The 16670-nt window shown below is 60.0% G+C and carries 15 protein-coding genes; 8 read left to right on the forward strand and 7 right to left on the reverse strand.

The features are described 5' to 3' along the window. Window positions 1-9 precede the first annotated feature (9 nt). Window positions 10-2637, reverse strand: a complete 2628-nt coding sequence (locus tag IC231_RS03490; protein WP_190783206.1) for a TonB-dependent receptor plug domain-containing protein — start codon at window positions 2635-2637, stop codon at window positions 10-12. Window positions 2638-2958: 321 nt separating this feature from the next. On the opposite strand from IC231_RS03490, the gene IC231_RS03495 reads away from it, so the two are divergent. From IC231_RS03495 to ytxJ, 4 genes are all read left to right on the forward strand, one after another. After that, window positions 2959-4947, forward strand: coding sequence for an alpha-ketoacid dehydrogenase subunit alpha/beta (locus IC231_RS03495; protein WP_190783207.1), 1989 nt, complete (start codon window positions 2959-2961; stop codon window positions 4945-4947). 125 nt (window positions 4948-5072) lie between these two features. After that, a complete protein-coding gene (locus IC231_RS03500) occupies window positions 5073-5372 on the forward strand; it encodes a hypothetical protein (protein WP_190783208.1) in 300 nt (99 codons plus the stop codon). Between the two features lie 79 nt (window positions 5373-5451). After that, window positions 5452-5772 (forward strand): hypothetical protein, encoded by a 321-nt coding sequence (locus tag IC231_RS03505; RefSeq protein WP_190783209.1) that lies wholly within the window; start codon window positions 5452-5454, stop codon window positions 5770-5772. A 13-nt stretch (window positions 5773-5785) separates the two neighbouring features. Continuing rightward, entirely contained in the window at window positions 5786-6127 is a 342-nt protein-coding gene (ytxJ, locus tag IC231_RS03510; protein WP_190783210.1) for a bacillithiol system redox-active protein YtxJ, read from the forward strand. 70 nt (window positions 6128-6197) lie between these two features. Here ytxJ and IC231_RS03515 read toward each other — a convergent pair whose 3' ends face one another. After that, window positions 6198-6605 (reverse strand): OsmC family protein, encoded by a 408-nt coding sequence (locus tag IC231_RS03515; protein WP_190783211.1) that lies wholly within the window; start codon window positions 6603-6605, stop codon window positions 6198-6200. 127 nt (window positions 6606-6732) lie between these two features. Here IC231_RS03515 and IC231_RS03520 point away from each other — a divergent pair, with 127 nt between their 5' ends. Together IC231_RS03520 and lipA are read left to right on the forward strand one after the other, a co-directional pair. Further along, window positions 6733-7518: a hypothetical protein gene (locus IC231_RS03520; RefSeq protein ID WP_211538836.1), complete on the forward strand. Its 786-nt coding sequence runs from the start codon at window positions 6733-6735 to the stop codon at window positions 7516-7518. 155 nt (window positions 7519-7673) lie between these two features. Continuing rightward, window positions 7674-8567: a lipoyl synthase gene (gene lipA, locus IC231_RS03525; protein WP_394368199.1), complete on the forward strand. Its 894-nt coding sequence runs from the start codon at window positions 7674-7676 to the stop codon at window positions 8565-8567. Between the two features lie 63 nt (window positions 8568-8630). Here the strand turns inward: lipA and IC231_RS03530 are convergent, their stop codons facing one another. Together IC231_RS03530 and IC231_RS03535 are read right to left on the reverse strand one after the other, a co-directional pair. Further along, a complete protein-coding gene (locus tag IC231_RS03530; protein WP_190783212.1) occupies window positions 8631-9224 on the reverse strand; it encodes a hypothetical protein in 594 nt (197 codons plus the stop codon). A gap of 140 nt (window positions 9225-9364) precedes the next feature. Continuing rightward, window positions 9365-9964, reverse strand: coding sequence for a DUF4136 domain-containing protein (locus IC231_RS03535; protein ID WP_190783213.1), 600 nt, complete (start codon window positions 9962-9964; stop codon window positions 9365-9367). A gap of 352 nt (window positions 9965-10316) precedes the next feature. On the opposite strand from IC231_RS03535, the gene IC231_RS03540 reads away from it, so the two are divergent. Then, entirely contained in the window at window positions 10317-10475 is a 159-nt protein-coding gene (locus tag IC231_RS03540) for a hypothetical protein (protein ID WP_185888498.1), read from the forward strand. Between the two features lie 85 nt (window positions 10476-10560). Here the strand turns inward: IC231_RS03540 and gcvP are convergent, their stop codons facing one another. Continuing rightward, the gene (gcvP, locus tag IC231_RS03545) at window positions 10561-13485 is read right to left on the reverse strand and encodes an aminomethyl-transferring glycine dehydrogenase (RefSeq protein ID WP_190783214.1); all 2925 of its coding nucleotides are present in this window, start codon (window positions 13483-13485) and stop codon (window positions 10561-10563) included. A 304-nt stretch (window positions 13486-13789) separates the two neighbouring features. On the opposite strand from gcvP, the gene IC231_RS03550 reads away from it, so the two are divergent. Continuing rightward, on the forward strand, window positions 13790-15016 hold the full coding sequence (locus IC231_RS03550; protein WP_190783215.1) for an NAD(P)-dependent oxidoreductase: 1227 nt from the start codon (window positions 13790-13792) through the stop codon (window positions 15014-15016). Window positions 15017-15079: 63 nt separating this feature from the next. Here the strand turns inward: IC231_RS03550 and IC231_RS03555 are convergent, their stop codons facing one another. Next, on the reverse strand, window positions 15080-15907 hold the full coding sequence (locus tag IC231_RS03555) for a DUF1206 domain-containing protein (protein WP_190783216.1): 828 nt from the start codon (window positions 15905-15907) through the stop codon (window positions 15080-15082). Window positions 15908-15982: 75 nt separating this feature from the next. Beyond that, on the reverse strand, window positions 15983-16567 hold the full coding sequence (locus tag IC231_RS03560) for a DNA-binding protein (protein WP_190783217.1): 585 nt from the start codon (window positions 16565-16567) through the stop codon (window positions 15983-15985). Window positions 16568-16670: the final 103 nt, after the last annotated feature.

Below are 16670 nucleotides of genomic sequence, written 5' to 3' on the forward strand. Positions count from 1 at the left end.
TGTGCTACTCTAAAAAGACCCGCGCACGCCCACCTGCCATACCCGGGCCACCGGATACACGCTGGCGTCGCGGCCAGCCAGGAGCGGCGATGCGCCACTGCTGCTTACGTTGGGGTCGAAGCCCCGGTAGCTGCCCGTCACAAAAAGGTTCTGGCCGCCTACCCACACGCTGGCGCGGCGCGGGCCGGTGTTCAGCACCTCGTAGCTGAGACGGAGCTGCGAAAGGCGCACATGGTTGCCGCTTGCCAAGTTCTGGTCGGTGAGCTGGTAAGCCGAACCAAATGCCTCCGCACCGGGGCGCGGCACCGGCGTATTCTGATTGGCCGGCGTCCAGTAGTTCAGCGCCCGGACGGAGTTGTTGATGGTTCCGGTAGGCGCATCGAGAAAGACGAAGGTGGAATTAAGCACCTGGTAGCCGAACAGGCCGTCGAACTGGGCTTCCAGCTGCCACCGCTGCAGGCGCACTTGCTGATACAGGTTGAGGGTGTAGCGGGGCAGCCCCGAGCCTTGGTAGCGGGCATCGTCGGTATTCAGCCGGCCGTCGCCATTGGTGTCGCGGAGGCGCACCTGCCCGGCCTGCGGCGAACCGGCGGGGTAGGTGCCATCCTGCGCATACACCAGAAAACGCCCCAGCGGCTGTCCTTCTTCTAGGCCCTGGTAGTAAAGGGCCGGGTTGACGTTGCCTTCCAGCATTCGCGTTACTTGGTTGCGGTTGGTAGCGGCGGCCAACGTACTCAGGAACTCTACCGGCCCTACCTGCCAGCTGCTGCTCAGGGCCAGCTCCATGCCGCGGCTGCGCAGGTCCAACTCAGGAGATATCAGCAGATAGCTGAAGCCGGGCACCGGAATCAGCACACCCGACTGCGCGCGTGTAGTTCGGCGCTCATACACGGTGGCATCCGCAGTGAGGCGGCCCCTGAACAGGCCCAGATGCAGGCCCGCGTCGAAGTGCGTGGTGCGGTCGGGGGAGAAGGCGCTGCTGGTGCGGCCCGCGCCGGCCTGAAACGAGAGGGAGCTGAGCGCCGACACCTCCTGCAGAAAGGCTTCCTTGCCTGCGTGCCAGCGCACCTCACCCCCCGGAAACAGATGGTACGCTTCCTCCGGCGGCCCTATCGAAGCAAGCCCGCCTGAAAAAACCAGCTGGCCCGGCCCGTCCACCACCTTGTCGGCGCGCACGGAGGCCTGCACCTCGTAGCGCCCACCATACACATAGCTAATGCCCACAGAAGGGCTGTACGTAGGGTTGGTGTTGAGCCGGGTGCTGATTTCGCTGCCTCCCACCGCCGAAGAGCCCTGGCCGGATATCTCCTGCTGCATGGCGCGGCTGGTCGTTTGTTTGTACTGTTGGCGCAGGTAGCCCAAACTGGCCCCGAAGGCGTGCTGCTCCCGCACAGTGCGCTGGTAACGCAGCTCGGCCCCAGCCACCTGGCTGGTCAGGTCTACGGCCGCCGTTTCCTGCCGCTGGTAGCGCAAGGTGCCCAGGGCGGCAGCTGATGAGTAGTCCGTTCGGTATTCATCGTTGGTGGCGGCACGCTCCAGGCCCCCAAACACCCGCAGGGAGAGGTGCGGCGTGAATTGATAGCGGGCCTGCAGCTGCGCCAGCAGCCGGCGCGTACGGGGCGTGTGGCCCTCATCCAGCAGGCGGCCCGGCAGCCCCGACTCGAAGGTGGGCACGGAAGAGGCCCGGCGGCCAGGCACAGCGGGCGGCGCCAGCAGGAACTGGCGCAGTAGTGGCCCCGCGTCCGGCTCGTAGCCCGGCTGGCGCTGGTTGAGTTGGCTGCCGGCCAGGTTCAGGCCCACGGTGAGCTGTGAGTTGAGCTGCTGTTCCAGGTTGGTGCGCAGGCTGTAGCGGCTCAGGCGCGAGTTGCGCACCACGCCCGCCTGGCCCAGATAATCGGCGGCCACGTAGTAGCGGGTGTTCTTTTCGGTCAGGCCCTCCAGGCTCAGGTTGTGGCTCTGTATGCCCGCCACCCGAAATACTTCGTCCTGCTGGTCGGCTGCTGCCAGCCCGCTCAGGTCGGCGGCGGAGTAGGGGGCGGGCTGGTTGTTGTTGGCCGCTGCCACGTTTACCAGGTCGGCGTACTGGCGGGCGTTTAGCAGCTCGTAGCGCTGGCGCACCTGCTGCACCCCGGCCCAGCCGGCGTAGCGCACCCGAAGCTTCTGCGCGGTTTGGCCGCTACCGGCTCCTCGCCGGGTACTGATGCGGATAACGCCGTTGGTGCCCTGGGCTCCGTATTGCGCGGTGGCTGCGGCGCCTTTCACCACTTCTATTTGCGCAATGTCTTCCACCGGCATGTCCAGCAGCGGGTTGCTGACCGGCGAAAAAGGCGTGGTTGGCCCCGTAGGAGCAGAAGAAGGCAGATCGTAGGGATAGTTCGGGCCGGTCCAGCGCTCCGGCGTAGCATCCAGATTATACACCGGCACCCCATCTACTACATACAGCGGCTGGCTGCTGCCCGTGGCATTGGCGATACCCCGGATGCGCACCGTGCTCCACGCGCCCGGCGCGCCCGAATAGGGTGTCACCTGCACGCCGGCCACCCGGCTCAGGGCCGGCTGCAGCGTAGTGAAGGGCGGAAGGTTGATCTGTTCAACAACAACGGGGTCTTGAATAAGCCCTGGCGAAACCTGATGCAAACTATCAGCAGCAGTTGGGGCTGGCTGCTGAGCGTGTGTTCTTAAGGTGTTTAGCAGTAAAGGAGTAGCAAATAAAAGTTGCTTCATATAGGAATAAGAGGGAGGAAGTTAGGAACTGTTTGAGTTAGCTGGAGCGAAGTGGAGACGCAATATTTTGCGTCTCTATATCATTTTTGCCGGTCAAAAATTAACTCAAACAGCTTCTTAGCCCCGAAGATAGATGCCGACTGCCGGTGTAATTCACAAAAGCAGATAGATAAATTTCCTTCCAACCCAAACCCGTACTTTTGGCCCCGATATTCTCCCACCCGCTTCTGCCCCATGAACTTCGACCGTAAGGACTACTCCAACGACACCCTGCTCCACCTGTATCAGCACCTGCTGAAACCGCGCATGATTGAGGAGAAAATGCTGATTCTGCTGCGCCAGGGCAAAGTCAGTAAGTGGTTTTCGGGGATAGGGCAGGAGGCCATTTCGGTGGGCAGCACGCTGGCCCTGGAGCCCGACGAGTACATTCTGCCGCTACACCGCAACCTGGGCGTGTTTACGGGCCGCGACATTCCGCTGGACCGCCTCTTCGCGCAGTGGCAGGGCAAAACCACCGGCTACACCAAGGGCCGCGACCGGAGCTTCCACTTCGGCACCAACGAGCACCACATCGTGGGCATGATTTCGCACCTGGGGCCGCAGCTGGCCGTGGCCGGCGGCATTGCCCTGGCCGATAAGCTGGAGGACCGCCCCAAAGTAACCGTGACGTACAGCGGCGACGGCGGCGCTTCCGAAGGCGACTTCCACGAGGCCCTGAACGTGGCGGCCGTGTGGCAGCTGCCGGTCATCTTCATCATCGAAAACAACGGCTACGGCCTGAGCACGCCCAGCCGGGAGCAGTTCCGCTTCAACTACTTCATCGACAAAGGCCCCGCCTACGGCATGGACGCCGTGCAGGTAGACGGCAACAACGTGCTGGAAGTGTACGATACCGTGCGCCGCCTTGCCGAAGACCTGCGCCAGAACCCGCGCCCGGTGCTGCTGGAGGCCCTCACGTTCCGGATGCGCGGCCACGAAGAAGCCAGCGGCACCAAGTACGTGCCCCAGGAGCTATTTGAGGAGTGGGCCCAGAAAGACCCGGTCGAGAACTACGAGAAGTGGCTGCTGGCCGAAGGCATCCTCGACGAGGAAGCCCGCATGCGCTTCCGCGAAACCATCAAGCGTGAGATAGAAGAAGGCCTGAAGGTGGCCGACGCCGTGCCCATGCCCACCGCCAGCCTCGAAGAGGAAATCGGAGACATGTACCGCAGCTTCCAGCCCGACGAAGCGTTACAGCTAACAACCAACAACCAACAATCAACCACCGACAAACGCTACGTTGACGCCATTTCGGACGGGCTGCGCCAGAGTATGGAGCGCCACCCGGAGCTGGTGCTAATGGGCCAGGACATTGCCGACTACGGGGGAGTGTTCAAGATTACGGATGGCTTCGTGGGGCAGTTTGGCAAAGGCCGGGTGCGCAACACGCCGCTCTGCGAGTCGGCCATTGTGGGCGCGGCGCTGGGGCTCAGCATCAAGGGCAAGAAGGCCATGGTGGAAATGCAGTTCGCCGATTTCGTGAGCTGCGGCTTCAACCAGATTGTGAACAACCTCGCCAAAAGCCACTACCGCTGGGGCCAGAACGCCGACGTGGTGGTGCGCATGCCCACCGGTGCGGGCACGGCGGCCGGCCCGTTTCACTCGCAGAGCAACGAGGCCTGGTTTACGCACACGCCGGGTCTGAAAGTGGTGTACCCCAGCAACCCCGTGGATGCCAAGGGCCTGCTGTGCGCTGCCTTCGAAGACCCCAACCCGGTGATGTACTTTGAGCATAAGCTGCTGTACCGCAGCATTTCGGCGCCGGTGCCGGATGCCTACTACACCACGCCCATCGGGAAGGCCGCCCTGGTGCGCGAGGGCGAAACCATCAGCATCATCACCTACGGGGCGGGCGTGCACTGGGCGCTGGCGCTGGCCGAAGAGCTTAACCTCGACGCCGACATCCTGGACCTGCGCACCCTGCTGCCCTGGGACGAGGAAGCCGTGCGCACCACCGTGGAGAAAAACGGCCGCGTGCTGCTGCTCCACGAAGACACCCTCACGGGCGGCCTGGGCGGCGAAATCGGGGCCTGGATTGCCGAGCACTGCTTCCAGCACCTCGATGCGCCGCTGGTGCGCGTGGCCTCGCTCGATACGGCCATTCCCTTCTCCCCAACCCTCGAAAAGCAGTTTCTGCCCCAGCACCGCCTGCGGCTGGCCGTGGAAAAGCTGCTGAACTACTGAGTTCAGGAACGGCATTCCGAGCGTAGTCGAGGAATCTCGCGTGCTGATGGTTGCGCAGCATTGATTTTACCACATTGGCGAGATTCCTCGGCTTCGCTCGGAATGACGTTTAATTTCCCCATCCTATGAAACAACTCGTTACGCTGTGCCTGCTGCTTGGACTGCTGCTGGCCAGCTGCCAAAGCCACCGCTACGCGTTGCCCAGCCCGCAGGGCCCGCCCCAGCCCAAGGTGAAAAAGGCCGCCAAAGGGGCCGACGACGCCAATGCTGATGGCAGCAGCACCAGCGCCGAGCCGGTGGAGGTAAAAATCCAAAAGAACAGCTACACCAAGAACGGGCTGCTGAAAAAGCCCAAATACGAGCGTCGGAAGCTGAAAAAGAAAGTCGGCCAGCGTAAGTTTCTGGGGTTCACGCTGCCCTTCTAGCGTCTTCGCTGCCCGGCATGGATTATTGTGCTGAGCTTTTGCCTTCTGTCCCGTTTGAATCCTCCCGTTCCCACTCCCGATGCGCTTCCTGCTCCTGCTTCTCGGCCTGTTCTGTTTCTCCGCTGCTGACGCCTCGGCGCAGATTGTGAAGACCAACCAAAAGGCCCAAAACCGCCGCGCCCTGCGCGACGCCCGCAAGTACCCGGCGCCCTACAAGGACTCGCACCTAGCCGTGAACAAGGATGATCTGAAACGGGAAGGCGGCGGCCGCTCCGTAGAGGCCGAAGACGACCGGGATAGTTATAAGTTCGACAATACCGGGGCCGCCCGCGTAAGTGAACCAAGCTACCCTGCTTTACGTCTTCGGAAGAAGAAAAAAGACAACGCGGCTACCAACTAACTCCCTTTTGGCTATGACTCCCTGGCTCCCCCTGACACAACCCGAACAACTCCTGGACATCGTGCGCGAATCGCAGGAAGCGCCGGTTATCATCTTCAAGCACAGCACTTCCTGCTCTATCAGCGCTGCGGCCAAAGGCAAGCTGGAGCGCCAGTGGGCCGATGCCGGCCTGGAAGACACCAAGATATACTACCTGGATTTGCTGCGTTTCCGCCCCATCTCCAATGAAATAGCGCAGAAATTCGGCGTGCAGCACGAGTCGCCGCAGCTGCTGCTGATTCAGGACGGCGAGTGCCGCTACGATGCCTCGCACATGGGCATCCGGCTAAGCGACGTGAAACAAGCCGTGAAATAGCCCCATAACACTCAAAAAAGAACGCCCCGCTGATGTGGGGCGTTCTTTTTTGAGTGGTAGCCGGACGGCCTTAGTTGGCGTAGTCGAACTGAACCTCCTGCCGGATTTCCGGGTTGAGGCTAAGAGCCACCGGGCAGGTGCGGGCGGCATTTTCGAGGATGGTACGCTCCTTTTCCGTGAGCGAGGCCGGCAGCCGAAACTGTACGTCAATCTGCCGGATGCGGCGCGGCTCGGCAGCCATGTGCTTGGTCACGTCGTACGTGACACCAGTCAGGTCCAGGTTGTGGCGTTCGGCCACGATTCCCATGATGGTCATCATGCAGGAGCCCAGCGCGGCACTAACCAGGTCGGTCGGTGAAAACGCTTCGCCCCGGCCGTGGTTGTCCACGGGAGCGTCGGTCAGAATGGTGCTGCCGGAGGCGGAATGGGTGGCTTCGGTGCGCAGGTGGCCGGCGTACCGGGCGGTGGCAGTGCTCATAGTTGAATCAGGTAGGAAGGAAGTTCGCAACAAGATGATGCTCGCAAATTTACGTACTTTCGACAGGCTGCCTGCCGGGCACCCCGGTCGGTTCGTTTTTCCCTACGTCCTAGCTCCCTCGCGTCCCGTGCGATATATCCTCTCTCTTGCCAGCCTGCTGGCGCTGTTTAGTCCGCTGGCTGCGCAGGCGCAGGGCGTGGCCGCGGCCCCCAACGACGACCCTTCGTACCGCAAGGAATTTGTATACGGCCTCAACTTCAATACGCGGGGTGGGCTGATTGGCGGCCTTTCGGTGCGCTCTTCGCGGGTTCTTAACGAGAAATGGTCGCGCTACTGGAGCCTCGAAGGCGTGGAGGTGAAGCACCCCAAGGAACGCCGGCTGCCCAGCTACAACGGCGGCTCCTTCGTGCGCGACAAGGCCAACTACATGTTTGTGCTGCGGCCCACGGTAGGCGTGCAGCGCGTAATTTTCCGCAAAGCGCCTGAGTCTGGTGTGCAGGTAAACGGCATGTTCGGGGCCGGCCCATCCATCGGCCTGCTGATGCCTTACTACGTGTACTACGATTATACGGACCGCAACAGCCAGGGCCAGGCCACCGGCCCCGACGACATTCGCGCCGAAGCCTACGACCCGCAGAAGCACTCCAATATCAACCTGATTTTCGACCGGGCCCCGCTCTTTTCGGGCATCAATGAGGTGAAGCCCTATGTGGGGGCTCACGTACGGGGGGCGCTTAGCTTTGAGTACGGCCGCTACCGCGACGCGGTGGCCGGTATCGAAACCGGGTTTCTACTGGAGCTCTACGCCAAACGGCCAGCCATTATCCGCTCCCTCAACGTGGATGACAACACCATCAACAACCGGTTCTACCCGTCTGTGTACCTCACCATTTACCTGGGCTCGAGAAGCTGATTTCCCGGCGTCGGCGGCCTGCATCACCAAATGAGACTTGATTTGTCCGGCCTCACCAGGCTGCGGCAAACAAAGTCTCATTTTTTGTGTCTCAGTAGCTGGCATCCGCCCCGCATTCCTACTTACCCCCTTACCTTTGTAGCATGGAAGATTTGCTGCTGACCCTGCCTATCATACAGCCCGAACCCGTAGCGCCCGCTAAGGCGCGCAAGCCAGACTGGCTGCGGGTAAAGCTGCCCGTGGGCCCTGAATACGCGGCTGTTCGTCGCCTAGTGGATGAACACAAGCTGCACACCATTTGTGAGAGCGGCAACTGCCCCAACATGGGGGAGTGCTGGGGTGCCGGCACTGCCACTTTCATGATTCTGGGCAATGTGTGCACCCGCTCCTGCTCGTTTTGCGCAGTAGCCACCGGCCGCCCTACCGAATATGACCTCGACGAGCCCCGCCGTGTGGCCGAAGCCATTCAGCTGATGGGGGTGAAGCACGCCGTCATCACCTCCGTAAACCGCGACGAGCTTAAGGACCGGGGCGCCAGCGTGTGGTACGAAACCGTGGTGCAAACCAAACGCCTCTCGCCTGAAACTACCATCGAAACGCTGATTCCGGATGTGAAAGCCAACTGGGACGCGCTGGATACGATGATTGCCGGCGGCCAGGAAGTGGTGTCGCACAACATGGAAACCGTGGGCAGCCTTTACCGGCTCGTGCGCCCGCAGGGCAAGTATGACCGGAGCTTGGAGCAGATTCGCCGGACCAAAGAGGTTGGGCGGCGCACCAAGTCAGGTATCATGCTGGGGCTGGGCGAGACCAAGGACGAGATGTACAAAGCCATGGACGACTTGGTCGCCAACGGCCTCGACATCCTGACGCTGGGCCAGTACCTGCAGCCCACCAAACGCCACCTGGAAGTCGCCGAATTCATTCACCCCGACCTGTTTGCGCACTACCGCGAAGAAGGCTTGGCCCGCGGCCTGAAATACGTAGAGAGCGGCCCATTGGTGCGCAGCTCCTACCACGCCGAGCGCCACGTGAATGTGCCGATTTAGTCGGTGCCTGATTTCTAGTCGAAAAGAGCCCTGTTTGATTTCAGATGGGGCTTTTTGTTACCCTTATTTTCGGCGAGCGGCGTCGCGCCGGTCCTGCTGTTCGTAAACGTACGCTTGCAAATTGTCGTTGCTAACAAATAGTAGTCGTACTGACTGACCCTGCGCCAGCATCCCATTGCGCTGGGTAGCTTCTATCAGACGGCGACTCTGGCGGCCCATAAAGCGGCTCCATTGCACTACCACCGTATAGTCAGTGGCGGGCTGAGGTGGCAAAAGCTGGCCTTCAGGAGTGCGTAAATAGCCCAAATAGGTAGTCAATGGCAGAATAGTATCGAGGGGAGCCTGTGGGGCGGGCGGAAATTGGTTCAGGCCGCCTTGGTAGTTCCAGTTGATATTCGGGAAACCACCCCCAGCATGACAATTGACATAGAAACAGCGCAGTTGGCCTGTGGCGTCGTAGTAGGAGACTTGTAAGGGCTGGTAATGATTCTTGACTGCCACCGAGTCGCGGTTGTACTGGCGCGTCAGAAACTGCCGGTAGCTGGTGTCAAGCTGTACCAGTTGTGCTTGTTCGATGCCGTAGCGCTTAGCCAGTTGGCGCAACTCCGGGCCCGGCACCTGCCGCAGCCCTCTGATACCGTAGATGCTTTGGAACACAGTCTGGCAGCCTGTCAGTAAACCGAACAAGCCTGTGCCTACCGCTAAGCCAATAATTCTTACGTATTGGTGCATAAAAAAGCCTCTTTCTGAATGAAGAGGCTTTTCTAGAATCAACGGTTGCAATTCCTTGCTTTTAATTAGCGGCGCACATTAGCATCCTGAGGCGGGAACGTGCCCAGAATGCTGTTGACAATGCGGTACACTTCGGGCTCCGAAATGGTCTGCTTGTCTACCTGCGCCTGTCCTTGTCCGCGCCACGCCAGTTCCTTGCGGCGGGAATCCACGAAGTCGATGATGACCGTGCCAGCCTTGTAATTGGTGATGTAACCGCTGTTGTACAAGCCGCCGTAGCGGTAGCCATACGGGTAGCCGTATGGACCAAACCCACCATAGTTGGCCTGCTGCTTGTCTTCGACCTTGGCCGAATAAGCCACATACAGGTCGCCGCCCTTCTCGGTATACGAAAGGCCCTTGGCATTCATTTCCCGCTCAATGGCAGTTCGGATGCGTTTGTCCAGAAACGACTGGTAGCCCTGGGCCGGGCCGCCTTCGGTATCACCGGTCTGAGTCGGGTACCACGACCAGGTCTTGAAAGCCTGGAAATTAACGGAATGGTCAAAATCGGAAGTGACACCAACGCGAGAGGAAGTCGCGCAGCCGGCTGTTCCGAGCAGTAGGGCAGTACTTACGGCAAGCAGAGTGGCAGTACGGCCAAAAAAACGAGTGAAACGAGTCATATGGAAAGCAAGTAAGAGGAAAACACTAGATGCCTAGAAACACTCTGCTAAGGGCAGAATAAGGCTTTTGGTTTGTATTATGTCAACATAGCCGTGCCTGCCAACGTTCCACAAAACCTATGTTGACGCGTCGCAGCCGGGAAAATTATTGCGGGCAAATTTCAATTCATTTTAGGAATATATCTATCTTACCCAACCCTAAACACTTGCTATGAACCGAACCTTACTCTTTCTTTTCAGTTCGCTGAGCCTTTTTGCCTGTACTACTACCAAAGAGGATACTAGCGGCTCCCGTACAAGCAAAACTCCTGTTGCCCACAATACAGTGGTAGAATGTATTCTGTATGATGGAATGAAAAAGACTTCTCCTCAGCTGGTTACTATTACGGCTGGCACCGAAGTACAGGTTACAGATACCGTGGACTACTATTTTATGAAAGCCCGCGTAACCAAAGATGGTAAGACCTACGATGGCTACATGCAGCGGCAGTGCTTCGGCAACCGCAACTAGTGCCCGGCAAGCATATCCCTAAGCAAAAGCCCCCGCAACTACAGTTGCGGGGGCTTTTGCTTAGGGGCTTCTACGTCAGAAATACTTAGTACGAGGGGCCTTTATCGGTTTCGACCAGCTTCTCCTCCGCATCGGTGTATTGCTCGATGGGGGTGCAGGAGCAGATCAGGTTCCGGTCGCCGTAGGCCGAGTCGATGCGGGACACGGTGGGCCAGAACTTGTAGCTGCGGGCGTATTCGGTGGGGTACACGGCCTGCTCGCGGGAGTACGGACGCTCCCAGTCATGCACCAGCACGGTGGCGGCGGTGTGTGGGGCGTGCTTGAGCACGTTGTCCTTGGCATCGGCGTTGCCGGCTTCCACCTCCGCAATTTCCTTGCGGATGCTGATCATGGCTTCGATGAAGCGGTCCAGCTCCTCCTTGCTTTCCGATTCGGTCGGCTCAATCATGAGCGTGCCGGCTACCGGGAACGAGACGGTGGGCGCGTGGAAGCCGTAGTCCATCAGGCGCTTGGCAATGTCTTCCACCTCGATGCCAGCCTTTTTGAAGTGGCGGCATTCCAGAATCATCTCGTGGGCGCAGCGGCCGTTCTGTCCGGTGTACAGCACGGGGTAGTGCTCCTCCAGCCGGGCCTTGATGTAGTTGGCATTCAGGATGGCGATGCGCGTGGCCTGCGTCAGGCCTTCGCCGCCCATCATGTTGATGTAGGCGTAGCTGATCGGCAGGATGCTGGCCGAACCCCAGGGCGCGGAAGTAACCGCGCCGGCCGTGCGGCCGTCAGCGTCTACCAGCACGTGGCCCGACAGGTAGGGAGCCAGATCAGCTACTACGCCGATGGGGCCCACGCCGGGTCCGCCGCCGCCGTGCGGGATGCAGAAGGTTTTGTGCAGGTTCAGGTGGCACACGTCGGCCCCGATGGTAGCGGGGGAGGTGAGGCCCACCTGGGCGTTCATGTTGGCGCCGTCCATGTACACGCGGCCGCCGTGTTGGTGAATGGTGGCGCAGATGTCGATGATGGTTTCCTCGTACACGCCGTGGGTGCTCGGGTACGTCACCATCAGGCAGCTCAGGCGGTCGGCATACTGCTCGGCCTTGGCCTTCAGGTCAGCCACGTCGATGTTGCCTTCCTCGGTGCTCTTCACCACCACCACCGTCATGCCGGCCATAACGGCCGAGGCGGGGTTGGTGCCGTGGGCCGAAGCCGGAATCAGGGCCACGTTGCGGTGCTGGTCGCCGCGGGCATCGTGGTAGCCTTTGATGGCCAGCAGGCCGGCGTACTCGCCCTGCGCGCCCGAGTTGGGCTGCAACGATACGGCGTCGAAGCCGGTTACCTCACACAGCCACTTCTCCAGGTCGTGGAAGATTTCGGTGTAGCCGGCGGCCTGCTCGCGCGGGGCGAAGGGGTGCAAGCCCCCGATTTCGGGCCAGGTTACCGGAATCATCTCGGCGGTGGCGTTGAGCTTCATGGTGCACGAGCCGAGCGAAATCATGGAGTGAGCCAGGCTCAAATCCTTGTTTTCGAGCTGCTTCATGTAGCGCAGCATCTCGTGCTCGGAGTGGTGCGAGTTGAAGATAGGGTGCGTGAGGTACTCGCTCTTGCGGATCAGGTTATCGGTCCAGGTCACCTCCACCTCGTCGGCCTGGGCTACCTGGCGCACGTCGCGGCCCAGCACTTTGCTGAACACGGCCACGATGTCCTGCACATCCTCAATTTCGGTGTTCTGGTTGAGCGAGATGCCCACGCGGGCCGTGCCGTCCTGCTCGAAGTAGCGGAAGTTGATGCCCGCCGACTCAGCCTCCTGCCGGATGGCCGTCTGCAGCTCCTTGCTTTCCAGCTGGATATCCAGCGTATCGAAATAGAATTCGTTGGCCTGCTCCAAGCCCAGCGCGTGCAGCTCGGCGTCGAGGGTGCGGGCGAGGGCGTGGATGTTGCTGGCGAACTGGCGGATGCGCTGCGGGCCGTGGTACACGGCGTACATGCCGGCCAGCACACTCAGCAGCACCTGGGCGGTGCAGATGTTGCTGGTGGCTTTTTCGCGGCGGATGTGCTGCTCGCGGGTCTGCAAGGCCATACGGTAGGCCTTGTTGCCGGCCGCGTCGATGCTCTGGCCGATAATGCGGCCGGGAATCACGCGCTTGAAGGCGTCTTTGGTAGCCAGGAAGCCGGCGTGCGGGCCGCCGTAGCCCATCGGCACCCCGAAGCGCTGGGAGTTGCCCACCACGGCGTCGGCGCCCATCTCGCCGGGAGGCGTGAGCAGCGTCAACGACAGCAAATCGGCGGCCACGGTCACGAACAGGTTGTTGTCGTGGGCTTTCGAGATGAAGTCAGTGTAGTCGTACACGGCGCCGTCGGCGGCGGGATACTGCAAAATGGCGCCGAACAGGGATTCGTCGGTGAGGTCGGCGGTGCGGTGGTCGCCCACTACCAGCTCAATACCGATGGGCGTGGCGCGGGTGCGCAACACGTCGATGGTCTGGGGCAGCACCTGCTCCGACACGAAGTAGCGGGTGGCGTTTTTCTTCTTGCTCAAGGAGTGGAACATGTGCAGCGTTTCGGCGGCAGCGGTTCCTTCGTCGAGCAACGAGGCGTTGGCAATTTCCAGGCCCGTGAGGTCAATTATCATCGTCTGATAATTGATGAGGGCTTCGAGGCGGCCCTGGGCAATTTCGGCCTGGTAGGGCGTGTAGGCGGTGTACCAGCCCGGGTTTTCCAGAATGTTGCGCTGAATAACGGCCGGCAGCTGGGTATCATGGTAGCCCAGGCCGATGTAGTTTTTGAACAGCTTATTCTTGCCGGCAATGCCTTTGAATTTCGCCAAAAAAGCCCGCTCCGTGAGGGCAGCGGGCAGGTTCAGCGGCTTCTTGAGGCGGATGGCGGCCGGCACGGTTTCGTCGATGAGCTGGTCAATCGACTCCACGCCGATAACGCGCAGCATCTCGGCTACGGCAGCTTCGTCGGGGCCGTTGTGACGGTCCACGAACACATCGGCGGGCTTGGTCTTCAGCAACATAAAAAGATGGGTGAGGGTGGCAACAAACAGCCCCGGGAAGGAGCCCTGACAAAGGTAGCGCGAAAAGGCTTCACCCTTAAACCGATAACCGGGCAAATGTTTGGGCATTTCAACCGGCAACCTATCTGTCATCCTGAGCGGAGCGAAGGACCTTCTCACACCGGAACGTCTTAGATCCAAGAGAAACCCAAACGTGAGCAGGTCCTTCGCGCTGCTCAGGATGACAGATGCGTGGTGTGCCTAGGAGCGACGGATCAACAATTTTCCGCAGCTTTAGCCCCCGAACTTCCCATCCCCACCCCGTATGCGCCCCATTACCATTGGCCTGATCCGCGAAGGCAAAACCCCGCCCGACAAGCGCGTGCCGCTCACGCCCAAAAAATGCACCGAGGCCGAAGCCCGCTTCCCCGGCCTGCAGATCGTAGCCCAGGAAAGCCCCATCCGCTGTTTCGCTGACGACGAGTACCGCGCCGCCGGCATTACCGTACGCCCCGACGTAGCGGACTGCGACATTCTGATGGGCGTGAAAGAGGTGCCCGTGGCGCAGCTTATCCCCCACAAAACCTATCTGTTCTTCTCGCACACCGTGAAAAAGCAGCCCGCCAACCGTGAGCTGTTACGCCAAGTGCTAGCCAAGAACATTACCCTGATTGACTACGAGTTGCTCACCAACGAAACCGGGGAGCGAATTGTGGCCTTCGGGCGCTGGGCCGGTATTGTGGGGGCCTACAACGGCCTGCTGACGTACGGCCGCAAGCACGGCCTCTACGAGCTGAAGCCGGCCTACGAGTGCCTCGACATGGAGGACATGCAGGAGGAATTCTTCAAGGTGAAAAAGCTGCCGCCTATCAAGATGGTCGTGACCGGCTCGGGCCGGGTGGCCCAAGGCGCGGTGGAGGTGCTGAACCTGATGGGCATCCGGCGCGTGAGCGTGTACGACTACCTCTACCTCGATTTCAACGAGCCGGTGTACACCCAGCTGCGCTCCTCCGACTACAACCGCCGCCGCGACGGCCGCGTCTGGGATACGCCCGATTTCCATCGGCACCCCGAGGAGTACGAAAGCACATTCCGCAACTTTCTGCCCGTTACCAACCTGCTCATTGCCTGCGCCTACTGGCACCCGGCTGCTCCGCGTCTGTTCGAGGAGGAAGACACGCGCCGCGCCCACTTCCGCATCGACACTATTGCCGACGTAACCTGCGACGTGGACGGCTCCATCCCGACCACCAAACGCAGCAGCACCATTCAGGAGCCCGCCTTCGACTACAACCCCGCTACCGGCGAGTTGGAGCTGGCTTATTCCAGCGCTGGCAACATCACGGTGATGGCCGTGGACAACCTGCCCTGCGAGCTGCCCCGCAATGCCTCCCGCGACTTTGGGCGGCAGCTCATTGACAACGTGCTACCTCATTTGGTGCATGAAGGTAGTGACGAGGTAGTGGAACGCGCCACCATTGCCCGTAATGGGCAGCTGACAGCGCGGTATCGGTACCTCGCCGATTATGTAGCGGAACAGGCGCTGTGGTAACTCAACAAGCAGAAAGGCCGGCTATTACAGCCGGCCTTTCTGCTTGTTCGGCATCGAAGCCAATCAGATACGCAACACCGGGTAACGGGCCTGCACCAGCATGTACAAGCCGTAAGCCATTAAGCCGACAGCTACAATGCCCAGCACCGCCGGACCCATGCTGGCGAGCAGGTCGAAGGCCTCGTCGGTGGTGCCTACCGCCGCCGCGCGCGACTGGCGGCCTGCCTGCACAAAGAAGTAGCCGATAATACCCATCACGATGCCCCGCGCCGTGTAACCGATTTGACCAGTACGGTATACCAGATTTTGCTGGTTTGCTGGCAGGTCGCTGGCGTTTACGTGCTTATGAAACGAACCAGAGTAGGCTCTGTAAATCTGGTAAAGGCCACTGCCAATAATGATGACACCTGTGGCCATGATAATCCATTCGCCGGCCGGCCAGCTTAGTACTTTGGCTGTGAGGGTCTGTTGGCCATTGGAGCTGCCATCAGCAGAGCCACTCCAGGCTAGCTGGGCAGCATACCATGCTAAACTGGCGTAGAGCAGGCCGCTGCCAGCGTAGCCCAGGCGTCGGCCGATGCCTTTGGCGTCGGAGCCCTTATCCTCCGTGTCTACTACGGCCTGCGTGAAGCGCCACACAATGTAGCCCAGCAACCCAAATGCAACCAGGCCTAAAAGCAAGGAGCCTCCCGGCAGGTCTTGCAAGGTCTGTACCGCTTGCTTTTTGTCGGCAGTCTGCCCTCCTTGTTGTCCGGTAGCGGCCAGAAGCGCCAGCAGCCCTAGCAGGACATAGACTATTCCTTTAGCTGCGAAACCAAAACGTGCCAGCGTCTTAAGACCGGAAGAAGGGGAGGAAGGAACAACCGAAAACAACTTTTCAGTAGCTGACATAGCGCCGAATGTAACGTGAAACATTCGGCGTTTACGCAGAATCCGGCGCAGTGGCTATGTTGTGAAATTTGCGGGCTAACGGCGAGCTGCTTGCGGCGCAGTGTGCCGGCCCAACACGCCCATAGGCAGCCAGGGGCGGATACCTCTTTTCAGCAGAGGCCGATTGAGGGCAATGTTCAGGGTATATACCGGCTTGCCCTGAGCAATAGGATGAGCCAGCAACTGGTCCAGATTGCCGCCCGGCTGCAGATAGGGAATAAAGAACTCATCAGCCAGATCGGCGATGAGCAGGTTGCGGATTTCGGCTGTGTCCGACGTGATAGTGCGCACCGTAGATTCAAAAGGCGAGAGAAACAGGAGCCGTCCGGCTTCGATTTCGGGGCCGTATTCCAGCCGCACATTAGCCTGTATGCCCCGCCCGAGCGTGTATACAATAGGTTGCCGGGAGCCTTGCAACAGGTAGCGGAAAACGGTTTGCTCCAGCTTGGAGTGAAAACCCGATATAATGCAACGCTGCATGTAGCGCTGCTCTAAAGCCCATAGATACGTAAGGCGCTCTATTTCTGCCGGATACTCGCGTGAGCAGAAGAAAGCGGTTTTGCGTTGACGCAGTAACGCCAGATTACCTGACGAGCGAATTTCCTCCGGGTCGATTTGCATAAAACATAGGGAGGTTAGATCTTTTTCAAAGATAATAATTTATTTAACCAATAATTAATATAAATATTCCTGATGAAAAAAACAGTCTAAAATAAACAAAGGC

This window comes from Hymenobacter duratus (assembly GCF_014698995.1).
GTDB lineage: Bacteria > Bacteroidota > Bacteroidia > Cytophagales > Hymenobacteraceae > Hymenobacter > Hymenobacter duratus.